At 68.1% G+C, this 16499-nt stretch carries 15 protein-coding genes, 1 pseudogene and 1 riboswitch; of the genes and pseudogenes, 11 read left to right on the top strand and 5 right to left on the bottom strand.

Translation table 11 applies throughout. The annotated features are described in order from the left end of the window. Positions 1–35: 35 nt before the first annotated feature. Positions 36–836, bottom strand: a complete 801-nt coding sequence (locus QM774_RS09400) for a site-2 protease family protein (RefSeq protein ID WP_414975627.1) — start codon at positions 834–836, stop codon at positions 36–38. Further along, positions 833–1523: pseudogene (locus tag QM774_RS09395) on the bottom strand (hypothetical protein). The gene QM774_RS09400 and the pseudogene QM774_RS09395 overlap by 4 nt, the downstream one beginning before the upstream one ends. Positions 1524–1585: 62 nt before the next feature. Here QM774_RS09395 and QM774_RS09390 point away from each other — a divergent pair. Genes QM774_RS09390 through purT form a run of 3 tightly spaced genes read left to right on the top strand, consistent with a single transcriptional unit; the run spans position 1586 to position 6208 of the window. Then, complete coding sequence (locus QM774_RS09390; RefSeq protein ID WP_414975626.1) at positions 1586–2872, top strand: adenylosuccinate synthase; 1287 nt, start codon at positions 1586–1588, stop codon at positions 2870–2872. Positions 2873–2880: 8 nt separating this feature from the next. Next, positions 2881–4491 (top strand): adenylate/guanylate cyclase domain-containing protein, encoded by a 1611-nt coding sequence (locus tag QM774_RS09385; RefSeq protein WP_414975625.1) that lies wholly within the window; start codon positions 2881–2883, stop codon positions 4489–4491. 10 nt (positions 4492–4501) lie between these two features. Next, complete coding sequence (gene purT, locus QM774_RS09380) at positions 4502–6208, top strand: formate-dependent phosphoribosylglycinamide formyltransferase (protein ID WP_414975624.1); 1707 nt, start codon at positions 4502–4504, stop codon at positions 6206–6208. A gap of 85 nt (positions 6209–6293) precedes the next feature. Here purT and QM774_RS09375 read toward each other — a convergent pair whose 3' ends face one another. After that, a complete protein-coding gene (locus tag QM774_RS09375) occupies positions 6294–7244 on the bottom strand; it encodes a type IV toxin-antitoxin system AbiEi family antitoxin domain-containing protein (RefSeq protein ID WP_414975623.1) in 951 nt (316 codons plus the stop codon). Positions 7245–7521: 277 nt separating this feature from the next. Here QM774_RS09375 and QM774_RS09370 point away from each other — a divergent pair, with 277 nt between their 5' ends. From QM774_RS09370 to QM774_RS09355, 4 genes are all read left to right on the top strand, one after another. Then, positions 7522–8055, top strand: a complete 534-nt coding sequence (locus QM774_RS09370) for a hypothetical protein (protein ID WP_414975622.1) — start codon at positions 7522–7524, stop codon at positions 8053–8055. 93 nt (positions 8056–8148) lie between these two features. After that, positions 8149–8622 (top strand): hypothetical protein, encoded by a 474-nt coding sequence (locus QM774_RS09365; protein ID WP_414975621.1) that lies wholly within the window; start codon positions 8149–8151, stop codon positions 8620–8622. A 196-nt stretch (positions 8623–8818) separates the two neighbouring features. Next, entirely contained in the window at positions 8819–9283 is a 465-nt protein-coding gene (locus QM774_RS09360) for a hypothetical protein (RefSeq protein WP_414975620.1), read from the top strand. A 173-nt stretch (positions 9284–9456) separates the two neighbouring features. Beyond that, positions 9457–9963: a hypothetical protein gene (locus QM774_RS09355; RefSeq protein WP_414975619.1), complete on the top strand. Its 507-nt coding sequence runs from the start codon at positions 9457–9459 to the stop codon at positions 9961–9963. A 61-nt stretch (positions 9964–10024) separates the two neighbouring features. Here the strand turns inward: QM774_RS09355 and QM774_RS09350 are convergent, their stop codons facing one another. Next, positions 10025–11407, bottom strand: a complete 1383-nt coding sequence (locus QM774_RS09350) for an FAD-dependent oxidoreductase (protein WP_414975618.1) — start codon at positions 11405–11407, stop codon at positions 10025–10027. A 204-nt stretch (positions 11408–11611) separates the two neighbouring features. Here QM774_RS09350 and QM774_RS09345 point away from each other — a divergent pair, with 204 nt between their 5' ends. Genes QM774_RS09345 through QM774_RS09335 form a run of 3 tightly spaced genes read left to right on the top strand, consistent with a single transcriptional unit; the run spans position 11612 to position 13769 of the window. Then, complete coding sequence (locus QM774_RS09345) at positions 11612–12118, top strand: hypothetical protein (RefSeq protein WP_414975617.1); 507 nt, start codon at positions 11612–11614, stop codon at positions 12116–12118. Further along, on the top strand, positions 12115–12528 hold the full coding sequence (locus QM774_RS09340; RefSeq protein WP_414975616.1) for a rhodanese-like domain-containing protein: 414 nt from the start codon (positions 12115–12117) through the stop codon (positions 12526–12528). The genes QM774_RS09345 and QM774_RS09340 overlap by 4 nt, the downstream gene beginning before the upstream one ends. Positions 12529–12548: 20 nt before the next feature. Next, entirely contained in the window at positions 12549–13769 is a 1221-nt protein-coding gene (locus QM774_RS09335; RefSeq protein ID WP_414975615.1) for an O-succinylhomoserine sulfhydrylase, read from the top strand. Here the strand turns inward: QM774_RS09335 and QM774_RS09330 are convergent. Then, positions 13687–14979 carry an isochorismate synthase gene (locus QM774_RS09330; RefSeq protein WP_414975614.1) on the bottom strand — a complete coding sequence of 431 codons (1293 nt, stop codon included), beginning with the start codon at positions 14977–14979 and terminating at the stop codon, positions 13687–13689. The two genes, QM774_RS09335 and QM774_RS09330, sit on opposite strands and share 83 nt — an antisense overlap. Positions 14980–15093: 114 nt before the next feature. Next, positions 15094–15207, top strand: a riboswitch (SAM riboswitch). A 15-nt stretch (positions 15208–15222) separates the two neighbouring features. Between QM774_RS09330 and QM774_RS09325 the strand changes: the two genes are divergently transcribed. Beyond that, positions 15223–16485, top strand: coding sequence for an aminotransferase class V-fold PLP-dependent enzyme (locus QM774_RS09325; protein WP_414975613.1), 1263 nt, complete (start codon positions 15223–15225; stop codon positions 16483–16485). The last annotated feature ends 14 nt before the right edge of the window (positions 16486–16499 follow it).

The following is a 16499-nucleotide window of genomic DNA, read 5'->3' as shown; positions in this document are numbered from 1 at the left end:
GACGAAGGGGCGCGGGAAGGGGTGGGCAGCGGCGCTCAGCGCCAGAACAGGAACAGGTTCCAGCCCTGCCAGATGACGTCGGCGCCGACGCCGAACAGGCCGGCGATGTCGTAGAGGAGCCGGAAGAAGACGTCGTTGACCGCGGGGATCCAGATGACCGCGAACACGATCAGGAACCCGTACGGGGCGATCTTCGCGGCACTGCGGCGGGTCTCCGGAGACAGGTACGGCTCGATCGCGCCGTAGCCGTCGAAGCCGGGCATCGGGATGATGTTCAGCACCGCCGCGGTGATCTGCAGGAACCCGAGCATGGCCAGGGTCACCACCAGGTTCGACTGGTTGAATGCTTCCGTGTCCGGCTTCTCGATCAGGTGCACGACGATCAGCAGGATCGCGCCCAGCACCAGATTGGTGGCCGGTCCGGCGAGCGAGACCTTGGTGCGCTGCGCCTTGGTGAAGCCGGCCGTGTGCAGGTAGACCGCGCCGCCGGGAAAACCGATGCCGCCCATCAGGATGATCAGCAGCGGCAGCCCGATCGACAGTCCCGGATGGGTGTATTTGAGCGGGTTCAAGGTGAGGTAGCCGCTGGTCTCGACACCGCGGTCGCCGTACCGGAAGGCGGTGAAGGCGTGCGCGAACTCGTGCAGCGACAGCGACACCACCCAGCCCGACAGGACCAGCAGGACGGCGCCGCCGATCGCGGCCGCCGAACTCCGGTCGTCCCCGGTCCGCACCAGCAGGACCACGCCGACGGCGGCCGCGGCCACCAGGCCGAGGAACACCGGTCCGGGCCGGACCGATTTGAGGGCTTGCACGGCGGGGGTCGTGGCGGTCACGGGCGCACCAGCTTCCAGTCGAGGTGATGACGGTAGAAGGTGGAGCGTTTGACCACCCGGGCAGAAAGGACGCCTTCGCGTTCGACGACCAGGTTGGTGCCGCCGGTCTGCGCAGCGCGCCCCTTCGAGCCATCCTTTCGACGAGCTCCAGGATCGGGACAAGCTCAAGGATCGGGACGGGCTCAGGGCGCGGAGGGCGCCCTTCTCCAGTCGGGCACGGACGCCCGGTTCGTGGGGGAGCGGTTCGATCTCGACGCCACGCACCTCACCGTCGAACAGGCGCTCGGAGTCGACGTAGGTCTCGCCGTGCAGCTTGGCGCCACCGGAACCGAGATGCCGCGCACGGCCGACCAAGACCTCGGCGGCGTCGTCGCGGATCAACGGCAGCGTCTGCGCCTCGCCGTGCTCGGCGAGGGTGCGTGCCGCATCGCCGTGCGGCAGACCGTAGACCCGGGTCGCCCGCGTCGGTCCCGGTGCCGCGTACCCGATCTCGACGTCCAGGCGTTCGTGCCGCATCAGCACGCCCACCACCTTCGACAGGAAGACGTCCGGGTCCGCGTCGGGGGCGGAGCCGGGCGCGACGATCAGACGCGTCGTCGACGGGTCGGCGACGGCGGCCGTCACCGCGCGCGACAACGCGGCCGCTTCCGCGCCTGCGGGCGGTGGGACGATCACGGAGAATGGCACCGGATTAGGGTATATCCGGCTGCCACCCAGTAGGGTTGTGCCGAATAGGAGGAGCACCTGACATGGCTGCGATTGTGCTTATCGGCGCCCAATGGGGAGACGAGGGCAAGGGTAAGGCGACCGATCTCCTGGGAGAGAAGCTGCAATGGGTCGTCCGGTATCAGGGCGGCAACAACGCCGGCCACACGGTGGTCCTGCCGAACGGTGAGAGCTTCGCGCTCCATCTGATCCCGTCCGGCATCCTCACCCCCGGCGTCAACAACGTGATCGCGAACGGTGTCGTCGTCGATCCGAGTGTTCTGCTCAGCGAGCTGAAGGGTCTCGAGGACCGCGACGTCGACACCTCCAAGCTGTACATCTCCGCGGACGCGCACCTGCTGATGCCGTACCACGTGGCCATCGACAAGGTGACCGAGCGTTTTCTGGGCAACAGCAAGATCGGCACCACCGGCCGCGGCATCGGTCCCTGCTACCAGGACAAGATCGCCCGCGTCGGCGTGCGCGCCCAGGACGTCCTCGACGAGAAGATCCTCACCGAGAAGGTGGAGGCGGCACTCGAGATCAAGAACCAGATCCTCACCAAGATCTACAACCGCAACGGCCTGGATCCGCAGCAGGTGGTCGACGACACCCTGGAGCTGGCGGAAGGCTTCAAGCACCGCATCGGCGACACCCGGCTGATGCTCAACCGGGCGCTCGAACAGGGCGAGACCGTCCTCCTGGAAGGCTCGCAGGGCACGCTGCTGGACGTCGACCACGGCACCTACCCGTATGTGACGTCGTCGAATCCGACGGCCGGCGGCGCCTCGGTCGGCTCGGGCATCGGCCCCACCAAGATCACCACGGTGCTGGGCATCCTGAAGGCGTACACGACCCGTGTCGGTTCGGGGCCGTTCCCGACCGAGTTGCACGACAAGTGGGGTGAATACCTCGCGACCACCGGCGGCGAGGTGGGTGTCACCACCGGCCGCGCCCGTCGTTGCGGCTGGTTCGACGCCGTGATCGCGCGGTACGCGACCCGCGTCAACGGCATCACCGACTACTTCCTGACCAAGCTGGATGTGCTGTCGGGACTCGACGAAGTGCCGATCTGCGTCGCCTACGACGTCGACGGCACCCGATTCAACGAGATGCCGATGACGCAGACCGACTTCCATCACGCGCAGCCGGTGTACGAGACCATGCCGGGCTGGGACGAAGACATCTCCGGCGCCCGCACCTTCGAGGAGCTGCCGACCAAGGCGCAGGACTACATCCTGCGGCTGGAGGAACTGTCCGGCGCGTACATGTCGTGCATCGGTGTCGGCCCGGGCCGCGATCAGACGATCGTGCGACGCGAGATCGTGTGATCTGGGCCGTGTCGCCCCGGATCAGCAGGGACTACGGGTCGATCCTTCTGGGATCGGCGGACGAGAGCGGCACCAAGCTTCGCGTCCGGGTCCAGATCCTGCTGACCGGAGCTCTGGTGCTGGCCAACACGATCGGCATCGTCATCGCGGTCGCCCTCGGTGCGGTCGGCATTCCGGAACCCTCGTTCCTGCGCCGTGACCTGTGGGCGGTCAACTTCATCGCCATCCCGGTGTACGCGCTGGTCGCGCTGGTCGTCGGCGTCGCGCTCGGCACGATGATCGTGGTCCGTGCACTGCGCTGGTCCATCAACGATCAGGTGCCCACCGCCGCCGACGTCAAACGCACCCGGCGGGCGCTGCGGCGCCTGCTGATCCTGCAGTTCGCGCTGTGGACGGGTGGTGCCGCTCTCCTCTCGCTCCTGTACGGGCTGCACGACCCGAACCTGATCCTCAAAGTCATCCTGGTGACCGAGATGTCCGGGCTGGTGGTGGTCGCCATCTCCAGTCTGCTCACCGACATCCTGCTGCGGCCGGTGGCGGCGCGCATCCTGCAGGCCGGCTTCGGCTGGCGCGGCAGCTCGATGCGTTCGCGGGCCATCATGTCGTGGGTGGTGGGCACCGGGATCCCGCTGCTCGGGATCTTCCTGGTCGTCATCTTCGCCTACTTCAACTCCGAGACCTCCCGGCTGAGCATGTTCGTGTCGGTGACGGTGCTGACCGGGGTGGCCGCCGCGGTGGGGCTGCTGTCGGTGATCCTGTTCGCCTGGGGCATCACCGGACCGGTGCGCAGTGTCCGCACCGGTATGGCCAAGGTGCGTGAGGGCGACGTCGGACCGGACGTCGACCTGGTGGTCTACGACGCCTCCGAACTCGGGGAACTGCAGTTCGGCTTCAACAACATGGTGTCGAGCCTGCGCGAGCAGGAACGTCTCCGGGACCTCTTCGGCCGGCACGTCGGCCAGGACGTGGCCGCGGCCGCCATCAGCGGCGACGCCCGGCTGGGCGGTGCGGAGAAGACGGTCGCGGTCGTCTTCGTCGACGTCATCGGCTCCACCGAGATCGCCACCAAACGCACCCCGACCGAGGTGGTGGAACTGCTGAACCGGTTCTTCCAGGTGATCGTCGAGGCCACCGACCACAACCACGGCCTGGTCAACAAGTTCGAGGGCGACGCGGTGCTGTCCATCTTCGGCGCCCCCATCACCATCGACGATCCGGCGGGCGCCGCCCTGGCCGCCGCCCGCGAGATCGCCAACCGGCTCACCCTCGAGGTGCCCGAACTCAAGGCCGGGATCGGCGTCAGCTACGGCCCGGTGGTGGCCGGCAACGTCGGCGCCGAGGAGCGGTTCGAGTACACGGTGATCGGCGATCCGGTGAACGAGAGCGCCCGCATCTCCGAGCTCGCCAAGGCCGATCCGCGGCGGCCGTGGGCGTCCGAGCGGGCCGTGAAGGCGGCCGCCTCGTCGGAGGCCACCCGGTGGAAGAAGATGACCGCGCAGGTGCTGCGCGGCCGCGACGAGGAGACCACGCTGTACGCGGCGCGGATCATTCCGCACGCCCGGCCGGACGGGACCGCGGAGAAGCTCGACGACGGATCGCTGCAGCCCGTCGATCAGTAGACTGCGCGGAATGACGACAGATCCCGTCTCCGGCCCCGTCGACGTTCTCGGCACCCCGCTGTCTCCGACCTCGGTCAAGGTGATGCTGCTCGGGTCCGGTGAACTCGGCAAAGAGGTCACGATCGCCTTCCAGCGTCTCGGCGTCGAGGTGATCGCCGTCGACCGTTACGCGAACGCTCCGGCCCATCAGGTGGCGCACGCCGCCGAGGTGATCGACATGACCGATCCCGCCCAGGTCCGCGCCGTCATCGACAAGCACAAGCCGCGGTTCGTGCTGCCCGAGATCGAGGCCATCGCGACCGACGCGCTCGAAGAGGTGGAGGCCGAGGGGATCGCCGAAGTGATCCCGAGCGCCAAAGCCGTCTCGGCCACGTTGAACCGGGAACGGATCCGTCGCCTCGCCGACGAGGAGCTCGGACTGCCGACGTCGGCATACCTGTTCGCTGAATCGGAGGAGGAACTGCGGTCGGCGGCCTTCCGTGTCGGCTATCCGTGCGTGGTGAAGCCGATCATGTCGTCGTCGGGCAAGGGCCAGTCGGTGCTGCGCGGCGAGGACGATGTGGCGGCGGCCTGGGAGACCGCGATGACCGGCGGCCGCGTCAGCTCCGAACGGGTGATCGTGGAGAAGTTCATCGACTTCGACTACGAGATCACCCTGCTGACCGTGCGGGCCGTCGATCCGTCGACCGGTGAACTCGCCACCTACTTCTGTGAACCGATCGGGCACCGCCAGGAGAGCGGCGATTACGTGGAGAGCTGGCAGCCGCAGCCGATGAGCGAGGCCGCGTACGGTGCCGCCAAGTCGATCGCTGCGCGCATCGCCACCGCGATGGGCCGCGACGCCGAACCTTCCGACGGCACCGAACCTTCCGGCGGCACCGAACCTTCCGACGACTCCGAACCCGCCGACGGTTCCGAACGCTCCGACGGTTCAGAACGCTCCGACGGCTCCGAACGCTCCTTGAGCTCGTCGAAAGGAGACGGCGAACTCGCCGACGAGGCCGAGACCCCGGTCGACGTGAGCGGCCGTGGAATCTTCGGTGTGGAGCTGTTCGTCAAGGGTGACGAGGTGTTCTTCTCGGAGGTCAGTCCGCGTCCGCACGACACCGGTCTGGTCACCATGGCCACGCAGCGGCTCAGCGAGTTCGAGCTGCACGCCCGCGCCGTCCTCGGACTGCCGGTGACCGTCGACCTGCTTTCGCCCGGTGCGTCTGCGGTGATCTACGGGCAGCACGACGAGGAGGCGATCCGGTTCGCGGGGGTCGCCGCTGCTCTCGCCGATCCCGCCGTCGACCTGCGTCTGTTCGGTAAGCCGGAGAGTTTCGCCAAGCGCCGCATGGGGGTCGCGACGGCCACCGCCCGGGATATCGACACCGCGCGGCGTCACGCCACTCAGGCCGCGGCCCGCGTGGTGCCGTTGGGTGCCGACGACGAGGTGCCGGAGGTGTCTCTGCCGGAGCTCGACGCCCCGAAGACCGACAAGCATGCGGTGTCGCCGGCCCGGCCCGTGCCGCCGGGGGGTCGTGGTCCGCGTGGCCCGTTCCATCCCGGTCCGGTGCGTCCGCCGATGCCTCCGCAGGGCCCGCCGCCGGGTCCGGTGGGTCGTGGGCCGCGGCCGCCTATGCCGCCGCGGCCGGGTCCCGCGGGTCCGCCGCCCCCTCCGGGCGCAGGGGGTCCTGCCGGTCCGCGCCCGCAGGCGCCGCCGCCCCCGCGCTGACGCTTCGCCGCTCACTTCGTGTCCGCCTCCTCGGCTGGGCGAGCGGACACGAAGTCGGCAGGCAGCGACTCGCAACCGGCAGGCGTCAGGACGTCCGGACGCCGGCGTGAGTCATCCATCCGTGAAGCAGCGGGATCAGGCCGCCATTCTCCAGGACCCGCCACGTCCAGCGGACCACCTGGATGCCCGCACGACGGAACCGGTCCTCGCGCTCCTTCTCCCGGATCACCGCCTCGTGGGGCGATTCTCCGGGCCGGAGCACGCCCTTGTACTTGATGTGACCGTCGAATTCGCCGACCAGACGGCCATCCCAATCGAAGTCCGGTGACTGCTGGTGCCCTTCGAGGAAGTACTCGCGCTGCAACACCGCGGAGGGAAGGCCGGCCTCGATCATCTGGGCTCGGCTCCACGATTCGCCGACCGACGCGGAGAGACCGTCACCGTGTTCGACGGCCCGCCGTGCGATCCGCACCCCGGTCATCTGTCCACGGATCGCATCGTCGAGTTCGCTGTGCGTGACCCCTCTGCGCAGCGCGCCGTCGACGGCGGTGAGTGCCTGCGCGAAACCTCCGGCGCAAGCCACGTCGATCGCAGTGCGCAGCAGGCTCGTCACACGGACGCCATCGATCTCGACGATGTCGCGATCGGTCAGGTGACCGCAGTGCCGGTATCGGCCGGATTTGAGGGAGCTGCCGCCCCTCCCGTGCTTGATGACGTGCACGGCGGCATACGACGGTTTCAACAGCGGCAGGCCGTGCACCGCTGCCGCGGACTGGTGGCTGAGCGGTGCGTCGCCGGCGCGGGAAGACGTGGCACCCGCGATGCAGGTCAGCCGGTAGCGCTCGGCGCGGCCTTCGCTGGTGCGGGCGACGGCCGGTGGCTGGGCCGCCATGAAGACGCCACGGGTCAGACGGACCAGGTCGCCGGCGCGGACGGCGGCTGCGAGCTGGTCGTCGGAGATACCGACACGCAGGACGGCGTCGCGCCGGATCAGTCCGTGTCGATCGAGTGGGTAGTCGGTGATGGGTTGGCTCATCAATGCAGTACATCGTTGATGACCGTGGGTGGCCGGCGGCCGTGCACACGGTGTGTCCGGGTTGTCCACAGGCGGGTGTCGCCTCCTCGTTTCGAGTGCTCGCCCACTGGTTTCGGATGTGCCTGCTCGGCCGAGTAAGCACATCCGAAATGAGCGACACAGGTGTGACCAATGATGATGGTGAGGCTCAGCTTGCTTGTTTCGTGACATCGCTCGGTGGAAACATGGAACGAGTGCCTCGTCGGGGGTGCAGTCCATCTGTTTCAGGAGGAACCGAATGAACAAGAAGATCACGCGCTCGCTGGTCGTCGCGGCCACTGCCGGCGCCGTCGGTGCCGGCACTCTGCTGGCCGCCGCTCCGGCGCACGCCACCAACGCCGGCGACCTGTGGGTCAGTACCACCGTCGTGTGCCAGAAGACCAAGGACGCCAAGACCGGCAAGACCACCCAGACCACGCGTCGCCTGGTCTCGGTCGTCAACACCGGCGGCCGCACCCTCACCGGTGTCCGCGCCGGTCAGATCGGTGGCGCCGAGATCACTCCGCGCGCCGTCAAGGCCGACGCGTCGTACCGCACCAACGGTGTGACCGTCTCGTCGCGCAGCGGCATCAAGAAGACCGGTGTCCTGGGCGCCGGTGACAACTTCGTCATCTCGCAGAACGCGGCCGGCTGCCGCAACCCGGAGCCGTACGCCATCGTCGCGTACGCCACCGCCAAGCAGGGCGACGACCTTCTCAACCGCCCGAACCTGGCCACCGAGTCGGGTATCGCGCCGCGCGTCGTCACGGTGCTGCCGCATCAGTTCCGCTGATCGAACGGTTGTGACCGCCATCGGCGGGTGTCAGGATGGGCTGTGGCTCGAGGGTTCCCGGGTCACAGCCCATCTTCTTTGGGGGAGGAACCCATGAACAAGACCGTCTCTCGTTCGCTGCTGATCGCCGCATCCGCCGGCGTCGTCGGTGCCGGCACCGTTCTCGCCGCGGCTCCCGCGCACGCCGATACGCCGGGTGACCTGAAGGTGAGCGCTTCGGTGGTCTGCAAGGACAAGCAGGCCTATCGCGCGGTCGCCGTCCAGAACGTCGGAGGCACCAAGATCACCGGTGTTCGCGTGGGCACGGTGGCCGGACCGGAGATCACCGTTCCGCAGCTGGAGAAGAACAAGCCGGAGAAGGTCGGGAGTGTTCTGGTCGGCTCGACCGACGACATCGCGGCAGGAACGCTCGATCCGGGCCAGTCCGTGGTCGTCTCGGAGACCAGCGGCGGCTGCGACGCTCCGTACGCGATCGTCGGCTACGCCATCGGCGATCAGATCGACAACGTGTTCAGCGCGCCCAACGCCGACTTCGACTGGGGTATGGTCCCGCCGGCGCAGGGCTGATCGACTGAGCCCTCTCCACACGAGAGCGTTACGCAAACCTGAGCGGTTGCGTAACGCTCTCTGTGATTTGGACGATATACCTAACCGAGGACGCGCACACTGTGGGTTGTCCCAAAGGCAATGAGGGGGGAACCCTCGCGCCTACAACAGGCGACTTCCCGGGTCGGGATCGCTGGAAGAAACGAAAGGTTTGACTATGAAGAAGACCCTGACACGTGCCGCGGTCACCGTCGCCGCTGCGAGCGTCGTCGGCGCTGGCGCCATCGCCGCCGCTGCTCCCGCCCATGCGGGCACCCCGGGTGATCTGCAGATCATCGGTGGCGTCACCTGCACCTTCAAGCCCTGGGGCCCGAACTGGAACTCCGGCCCGGTGTGGCAGATGCACCGCTTCCTCGGTGTCACCAACCTCGGTGACGGCACCATGACCGGTGTGACCGTCTCCGAAATCGGTGGTGCCAACAAGTGGACCGCCGTCAAGGGCCAGAAGCCGGGTGTCCTGCCGGGCCACAAGACCTACATTGCCGTCAGCCAGACCTGGAAAGGCTGCTGGCCGGCCTCCATCTCCGGCTACACCATCGGCCAGCAGGTCGAGAACCCGTTCAACAACGCCGGTTACTGGCAGAACGTCGACACCAAGAAGTACCTCAACCCGAACAAATGATCTCGTTCTGAACGACTGAACGTCCGTCAGGGGCGGCGATCCGAGGGGTTCGCCGCCCCTGACGCATCTCTCGGTCAGGTCACGAATCGATGCTCATCGCTGTACAACCCCTGTGAGCAGGCACACACTGGGAATCGTCAGGGGGTCCGAGAGAGCGATCGAAAGGAACGGCCATGAGATTCAAGCGCATGGCGGTCGCCGCGAGTGCGGCCGCGCTGATCGGTGGTGGGGGAGCGCTTCAAACGGCGCCCGCCCACGCTGCCACTCCCGGTGACCTCGCCCTGTTCGGCGAAGTGACCTGCTATTGGAAGGGCTGGGGCCCCAACTGGGACAACCTGCCCGGCTGGCGGATGATCCGCAAACTGTCGGTCCGCAACATCGGCGGCAGCGACATGCACAACGTCTCCATCACCGAAGTCGCCGGTGCGAGCCGGCTGGTCAAGGTCGGCAGCCAGCCCGCCGGACTGCTGAAGGCGAACCAGTACTACTACCTCGTCAACACCACGGTGAAGGGCTGCTGGCCGTCGTCCATCTCGGGCTACACCATCGGCCAAGAGGTGGAGAACCCGATGAACAACTACGGCATCTGGTTCAACGTCAACCAGCAGAACGAACAGGGCCAGGGCAGCGACGTGACCCCGCCGGACGCCGACAAGAGCGGCACCGGAACACCCTCCTGATCGACCCTCTTACGAGGACGGTCCGCCACCCGATGGGTGACGGACCGTTTCTCGTGTCGGGTCAGGCCTTGTCGGGCTCCGACGCGGCCAGCATCTCCTCGCGGGACACGACCTTCTTGCGCTCGCGGCCCTCCTTCGCGCCCAGGCCACGCTCGTACTCGTCCAGGCGGTACCAGCCGTCCCACGTGGTGAACGGGATGTTGCGGGACTCGAGGAGCTCGATCACCGACTCCTCCGACGGGCTGTCCGGCACGTTCAGTGCCGAACCGGCCATGTCCTCCATGATGCATTCGACGGTCTCGTTGGCGTCGCCCTTGGTGTGGCCGATCAGGCCGACCGGGCCGCGCTTCACCCAGCCGGTCGTGTACAGACCGGTCAGATGCTTGCCGTCATCGAAGATCCGTCCGGCCTCGTTCGGGATGACACCGGCCTGACTGTCGAACGGGATGTCCGGCAGATTGTCCGACAGGTAGCCGACCGCGCGGTACACGGCGCCCACCTCCCAATCGGTGGTCTTACCGGTGCCCTTCACGTTGCCGGTGCCGTCCAGCTCGGTGCGCTCGGTACGCAGACCGACCACCTCGCCGTTCTCACCCAGAATCTCCACCGGGTTCTCGAAGAAGTGCAGGAACAGCTTGTGGATCGCACCCTGCTTCGGCTCGTGGATCGCGTAGTTCTCGATGATCGTCGCCACCTGATCGGTGATCTTCGACGTCCGCCGCGCGACAGCCGAACCCTCGTCGTACTCGATGTCCTCCGGATTCACCACCACCTCGATGTTCGGGGAGTGGTCGAGCTCCTTGAGCTCCAGCGGCGTGAACTTGGCCTGCGCCGGACCGCGACGGCCGAACACGTGCACCTCGACGGCCTTGTTCTTCTTCAGACCCTCGTAGACGTTGTCCGGGATCTCCGTCGGCAGCAGCTCGTCGCCGGTCTTCGCCAGCACGCGCGCCACATCCAGGGCGACGTTGCCGACACCCAGCACCGCCACCTTCTCCTGATCCAGCGGCCACTCACGCGGGAAATCCGGGTGGCCGTCGTACCAGGCGACGAACTCGGCGGCGCCGTAGCTGCGGTCCAGATCGATGCCCGGCAGCTCCAGGTTCCGGTCATCGGTGGCTCCGGTTGAGAACACTGCGGCGTCGTAGTGCTTCTTCAGATCGTCCAACGTGATGTCGGTGCCGTAGTCGATGTTGCCGAGCAGGCGCACCTGCGGCTTGTCGAGCACCTTGTGCAGGGCCGTGATGATGCCCTTGATCCGAGGATGGTCCGGTGCCACGCCGTACCGGATCAGACCGAACGGCGCCGGCAGACGCTCGTACAAGTCGATGCTGACGCCGCGCTCGGCGAGCTCATCGGACTTCATCAGCGCATCGGCGCAATAGATACCGGCAGGACCGGCACCGACGATGGCCACGCGCAGCGGGCGGCTGGTGTCACTCATAAGTTCTCAGTCGCTTCCTGAATTGACGACACAGGGATGCGTCCACGGTATGCGCTGCTGAGCCGGGCCGACAAATCCTGAACTGAGGGTTCCCTCACCCCGGCGATCGTGAGCAAAATTCTTGACGCTGCCGCCGCGATCTGTCACCACTGTCAGGGTGGACGGCCACCAGGACGTCCCGACAGCCCCGATACATTGGACCCCATGACCGACGACAAGACGCCCGACGAGCGTGTCGAAGACCTGATCGAACCCGACGGCCGCATCGACAACGATCCGGAACCGAAGACGTGGCGTGACGCCATGCCCTTCTTCCTCGCGTTCGGCTTCGTCGCGATCCTGGTCCTGGTGATCTCCCTGGTGGCGATCTTCTGGCCGCCCGCCGACCGCCTCAACGACTCGACGCTGGTGCAGCACGCCGTCAACGACCAATACACGGCCCGCAACTCGCTGGACTACAGCCAGTACCGCGCCAGCACCTGCGAGAAGGACCTGCAGGCCCCCGACTTCCCGACCGAGAAGCAGTTCGACGACGACAACCGCGCCGCCCGCAACTCGCAGGGCGCACTCGTCGTGCCGAAGATGGACGTCGACATCCAGGGCGACGTCGCACACGTGACCGTGCACGAACATCGCGACGACGCGTCCAAAGAGACCACCACCGACCTGACCGTGCGCAAGCAGGGCGACGAGTGGAAGGTCTGCAAGTGAGCTACGCCGGCGACGTGACCCCCAAGCAGGCCTGGGAGACGCTCAGCGACGACCCCAAGGCCGTCCTCGTCGACTGCCGGACCCGCGCCGAATGGAACTACGTCGGCGTGCCCGACGTGTCCTCGCTCGGCAAACAGACCGTGTTCATCGAGTGGATCGACTTCCCGAACGGCGCCCTCAACCCGCGGTTCGTCGACGAACTGCGGGCCGCCGGCGTCGACGACGATTCCCGCGTCTACTTCATCTGCCGCTCCGGCCAGCGCTCCATCGGCGCCGCCGAAGCGGCCACCGCCGCCGGCGTCGCCGAGGCCTACAACGTCCTCGACGGATTCGAAGGCGGTCTGGACGCCGACGGCCATCGCGGCGGCACCGGCTGGCGCGCCGAGAACCTGCCCTGGCGACAGTCCTAGAAGAAAGAAGTACCGAAGAAATGACCGATCAGCTGAAGGCACAGCGCACCGAGCTGCCCGACTGGGTGTCTCCGGAGACGATCGCGGTGCGTGGCGGGCTGATGCGGTCCGGGTTCTTCGAGACCTCCGAGGCGCTGTACCTGAACAGCGGCTACGTCTACGACACCGCCGAAGCCGCCGAACGGGCCTTCACCGGCGAAGACAACCGCTTCGTCTACACCCGCTACGGCAACCCGACCGTCGAGATGTTCTCCGAACGTCTCCGCCAGCTGGAAGGCACCGAGGCGGCGTTCCCGACCGCCAGCGGCATGGCCGCCGTGTTCGTCGCCCTGGGCGCACTCCTCAAGAACGGTGACCGGCTGGTCGCCTCCCGCAGCCTGTTCGGTTCGTGCTTCGTGATCTGCAACGAGATCCTGCCGGCGTGGGGTGTGGAGACCGTCTTCGTCGACGGCGAGGACCTCCAGCAGTGGGAGGAGGCGCTGTCGAAGCCGACCACCGCAGTCTTCTTCGAGACGCCGTCGAACCCGATGCAGACCCTCGTCGACGTCCAGAAGGTGTCGGCGATGGCCCACGCCGCCGGCGCGCAGGTGGTGCTCGACAACGTGTTCGCGACACCGCTGCTGCAGCGCGGCCTGGACCTGGGCGCCGACGTGATCGTGTACTCGGGCACCAAGCACATCGACGGCCAGGGCCGGGTGATGGGCGGCGCCGTGATGGGCACCGAGGAGTACATCGGCGGGCCGGTGCGCGAACTGATGCGCCACACCGGTCCGGCGCTCAGCCCGTTCAACGCCTGGGTGATGCTCAAAGGCCTGGAGACGCTGAAACTGCGCCTCGGACAGTCCGTGGAGAGTGCGCTGAAGATCGCCGAGTTCCTGGACGCCGATCCGCGTGTCGCCACCGCCATCTATCCGTTCCTGCCGTCGCACCCCCAGTACGACCTGGCGCGTGCGCAGATGTCCGGCGGCGGCACCGTCATCACCTTCGAACTGGGCGACCAGCCCGGCAAGAGCGGCAAGGAACGTGCCTTCGAGGTGCTCAACGGCCTGCAGGTGATCGACATCTCCAACAACCTCGGCGACTCCAAGAGCCTCATCACCCATCCGGCCACCACCACGCACCGCGCGATGGGTCCGGAGGGCCGTGCGGCCATCGGCCTCACCGACTCGATGGTCCGCCTGTCCGTCGGTCTCGAAGGCACCGACGACCTGATCCGCGACCTGGATCAGGCGCTCGGCTGACCCTCCGGCGATAGGCCGCCCGCACAGAAATGGCGAGGAGGGGCGTGCCGGGGGCTATCTGCCCCCGGACGGCGGCTGGGCGCCATTTTTTGACAGCAGGCGGCAGGCGGCAGGGCGACGCAGTCGGGGTGAGGGTCAGTCCAGACCCAGTGCGCGGCGGGCGGTGCGGAACTTGGTGGCCGTCTCGGCCACCTCGGCGTCCGGATCCGATCCGGCGACGATGCCGCCGCCGGCCCACGTGGTGACCGTGCGGTGGTCGGCGGCCAGTTCCAGGGCATCGGATGGACACCAGCCACTCGCCGTCGCCGTTCGCATCGCACCAGCCGACCGTGCCGGCATAGAAGTCGCGCGGCCCCTCCAGCTCGCTGATGAGGTCGGCGGCCGCGGCGGTCGGGGTGCCGCAGACGGCAGGGGTGGGGGAGAGCAGCGCCGCCAGGTCGAGCGCGGTCACGGAGTCGTCGGCCAGGATGCCGCGGATCGGGGTCGCCAAATGCCACAGCTCGCCGGTCGATTCGAGCGACGGCTCGGCCGGGGCGTCGAGTTCGGTACACAACGGGGCCAATCGGGTGCGCAGGTAGTTCACCACGAAGGCGTGCTCGCTGCGATCCTTCGGCGACTCCATCAGCCGGCGGCTCGTCGCCGCATCGGCGTCCGGATCGGCCAGGCGCGGCGCCGACCCGGCGTACGGGTGCGCGGTCACGACGTTCCCCTGCTTTCGGATCAGCAGTTCGGGGCTCGCACCGATCAGCCAGTGCCCGTCCCGGCCGGCCGGCGTCAAAGACACCCCGAACGCCGTCGCCTCCCGTCCGACGTGCAGGAACGACGACACCAGATCGGCCGGGTCGACGGCGCCGTCGAGAAGCAGTTCGGCTGTGCGGGCCAGCACCACCTTGTCGACGGTGCCCTCGTCGATCACCTTCAGGGCGCGCTCGACGCGGTCGCGGTGCTCCTCCGGGGTGGTCTCGGCGATCGTCTGCGCGGTGGCCGGACGGGGAGCGCGGGCCGGCGGCGCGGTCGCCGCGGGCGCCCATTCGGCGGGAGCGGTCAGTGCGGCGAGCCCACTCGTGTCGAAGCCCAAAGCGCCCGTCACCGCCGGCACCGAGCCGTCGGACAGGGCCTGGCGGGCCGCGTCGACGGACGTGAATCCGGCCGCGGAACCGGTGCCGATCTGCGCGGAGCCGTTCCGCGCGAGGATGAAGGTGGTCGCCACGAGCCCCAGGCTAGCAGCGGATTAGGTAAGCCTCATATGACCTTGTTCACGAGTAAGAACCGCCGTGCGCACAACCCTCGCCGCGGTCCACCGGATCGGGCAGCGTGGGACGCGGGTCACGAGTACCAGCGTCAAGCCCCGGCTCGCTGGTCGGCAACCCTCATCACGGTGGGGTGCTCCGGGTGACGACCCGGCCGCCGGCCGACCGGCCGACGGCAAGCGTGAAACACAAGGAGCCCTGCCATGACCGCCCTCGATGAGACCTGCCCCGCCGTCGGACCCCTGGCCGCCGTCGTCGGTGCCGACCAGACCGTCGCCACTCTCGGTGGGGAGACGGTCACCTACGCCAACCTCGACTACGCGGCCAGCGCGCCCGCGCTCACCGATGTGGCCGCCGAACTGGCCCGGGCTCTCGGCGAGTACTCGAGCGTCCACCGCGGCGCCGGACACCTGTCCCGGCTGACGACCGCACGCTACGAGAACGCCCGCGCCACCATCCGGAGGTTCGTCGGCGGACGGGCCGACGACGCCGTCGTCTTCACCCGCAACACCACCGACGCCACCAACCTGGCCGCGCACGTGCTCCCTTCGACAGGCTCAAGGAGCGGGGTGGACGCAGGTAGCGACCGGGAGGACGTGGTGGTGCTGGACATCGAGCACCACGCCAACCTGCTGCCGTGGGAGCGGACCGGGCGGGCGCGGATCGTCGAGTCCCGGGCGACGCTCGCTGAGACGCTCGACGCGGTGGAGACCGAACTGCTGCGCAAGCCGGCGGCTCTGCTCGCGATCACCGCGGCGTCCAACGTCACCGGCGAGGTGCTGCCGCTGCGCACACTGTCGGCGGTCGCCCACCGGCACGGCGCCCGGATCCTGGTCGACGGCGCCCAGTTGGTGGCTCACCGTCCGGTGTCGATCGCGTCGTACGGCATCGACTACCTGGTGTTCTCGGGCCACAAGGTGTACGCGCCGTTCGGCGCCGGTGTTCTGGTCGGCCGCCCGGACTGGCTGGATGCGACGACGCCGTACCTCGCCGGCGGGGGAGCGACCGCCGACGTCGACCTGGCCGGCGGTACGTCCTGGCACACCGGGCCCGCCCGGCATGAGGCCGGGACGCCCAACGTGCTCGGTGCGCTGGCCATCGCTGCGGCCGCCGAAGCCATCAAGGACCACGGCTACGAGCGCATCGGCTACCACGAACATCATCTGCTGACTCGCCTCGATGCCGGACTCGACGCCCTGCCGCACGTGCACCGGCTGCACATCTTCGACGACGTCGCCGATCGGGTCGGCATCGCCGGGTTCACCGTGGACGGTCACTCGCCGCGTGCGGTCGCCGAGTACCTCAACGACCGGCACGGCATCGGCGTGCGGGACGGCAAGTTCTGTGCGCATCCGCTGCTGCGCCGTCTCGGCCATCCTGATGGCGCGGTCCGGGTCAGCTTCGGTCTGGGCACCTCGTCGGGGGACATCGACCGGCTGCTCGCGGCCCTCGCAGAACTCGCCTGACCGTTCCCCTCCTT

It is taken from the genome of Gordonia sp. (in: high G+C Gram-positive bacteria) (assembly GCF_047600565.1).
In the GTDB taxonomy this organism is placed as follows: domain Bacteria; phylum Actinomycetota; class Actinomycetes; order Mycobacteriales; family Mycobacteriaceae; genus Gordonia.
Note: the sequence above shows the minus strand (reverse complement) of the source record. Positions and strands in the feature narration are given on the sequence as shown.

What these genes read in the sequence shown, in the direction of transcription:
- QM774_RS09355 (WP_414975619.1), top strand. Translation starts at nt 9,457, where the DNA reads ATGAGATTCAAGCGCATGGCGGTCGCCGCGAGTGCGGCCGCGCTGATC.
- QM774_RS09325 (WP_414975613.1), top strand. Translation starts at nt 15,223, where the DNA reads ATGACCGCCCTCGATGAGACCTGCCCCGCCGTCGGACCCCTGGCCGCC.
- QM774_RS09345 (WP_414975617.1), top strand. Translation starts at nt 11,612, where the DNA reads ATGACCGACGACAAGACGCCCGACGAGCGTGTCGAAGACCTGATCGAA.
- purT (WP_414975624.1), top strand. Translation starts at nt 4,502, where the DNA reads ATGACGACAGATCCCGTCTCCGGCCCCGTCGACGTTCTCGGCACCCCG.
- QM774_RS09350 (WP_414975618.1), bottom strand. Translation starts at nt 11,407, where the DNA reads ATGAGTGACACCAGCCGCCCGCTGCGCGTGGCCATCGTCGGTGCCGGT.
- QM774_RS09375 (WP_414975623.1), bottom strand. Translation starts at nt 7,244, where the DNA reads ATGAGCCAACCCATCACCGACTACCCACTCGATCGACACGGACTGATC.
- QM774_RS09360 (WP_414975620.1), top strand. Translation starts at nt 8,819, where the DNA reads ATGAAGAAGACCCTGACACGTGCCGCGGTCACCGTCGCCGCTGCGAGC.
- QM774_RS09335 (WP_414975615.1), top strand. Translation starts at nt 12,549, where the DNA reads ATGACCGATCAGCTGAAGGCACAGCGCACCGAGCTGCCCGACTGGGTG.
- QM774_RS09370 (WP_414975622.1), top strand. Translation starts at nt 7,522, where the DNA reads ATGAACAAGAAGATCACGCGCTCGCTGGTCGTCGCGGCCACTGCCGGC.
- QM774_RS09390 (WP_414975626.1), top strand. Translation starts at nt 1,586, where the DNA reads ATGGCTGCGATTGTGCTTATCGGCGCCCAATGGGGAGACGAGGGCAAG.
- QM774_RS09365 (WP_414975621.1), top strand. Translation starts at nt 8,149, where the DNA reads ATGAACAAGACCGTCTCTCGTTCGCTGCTGATCGCCGCATCCGCCGGC.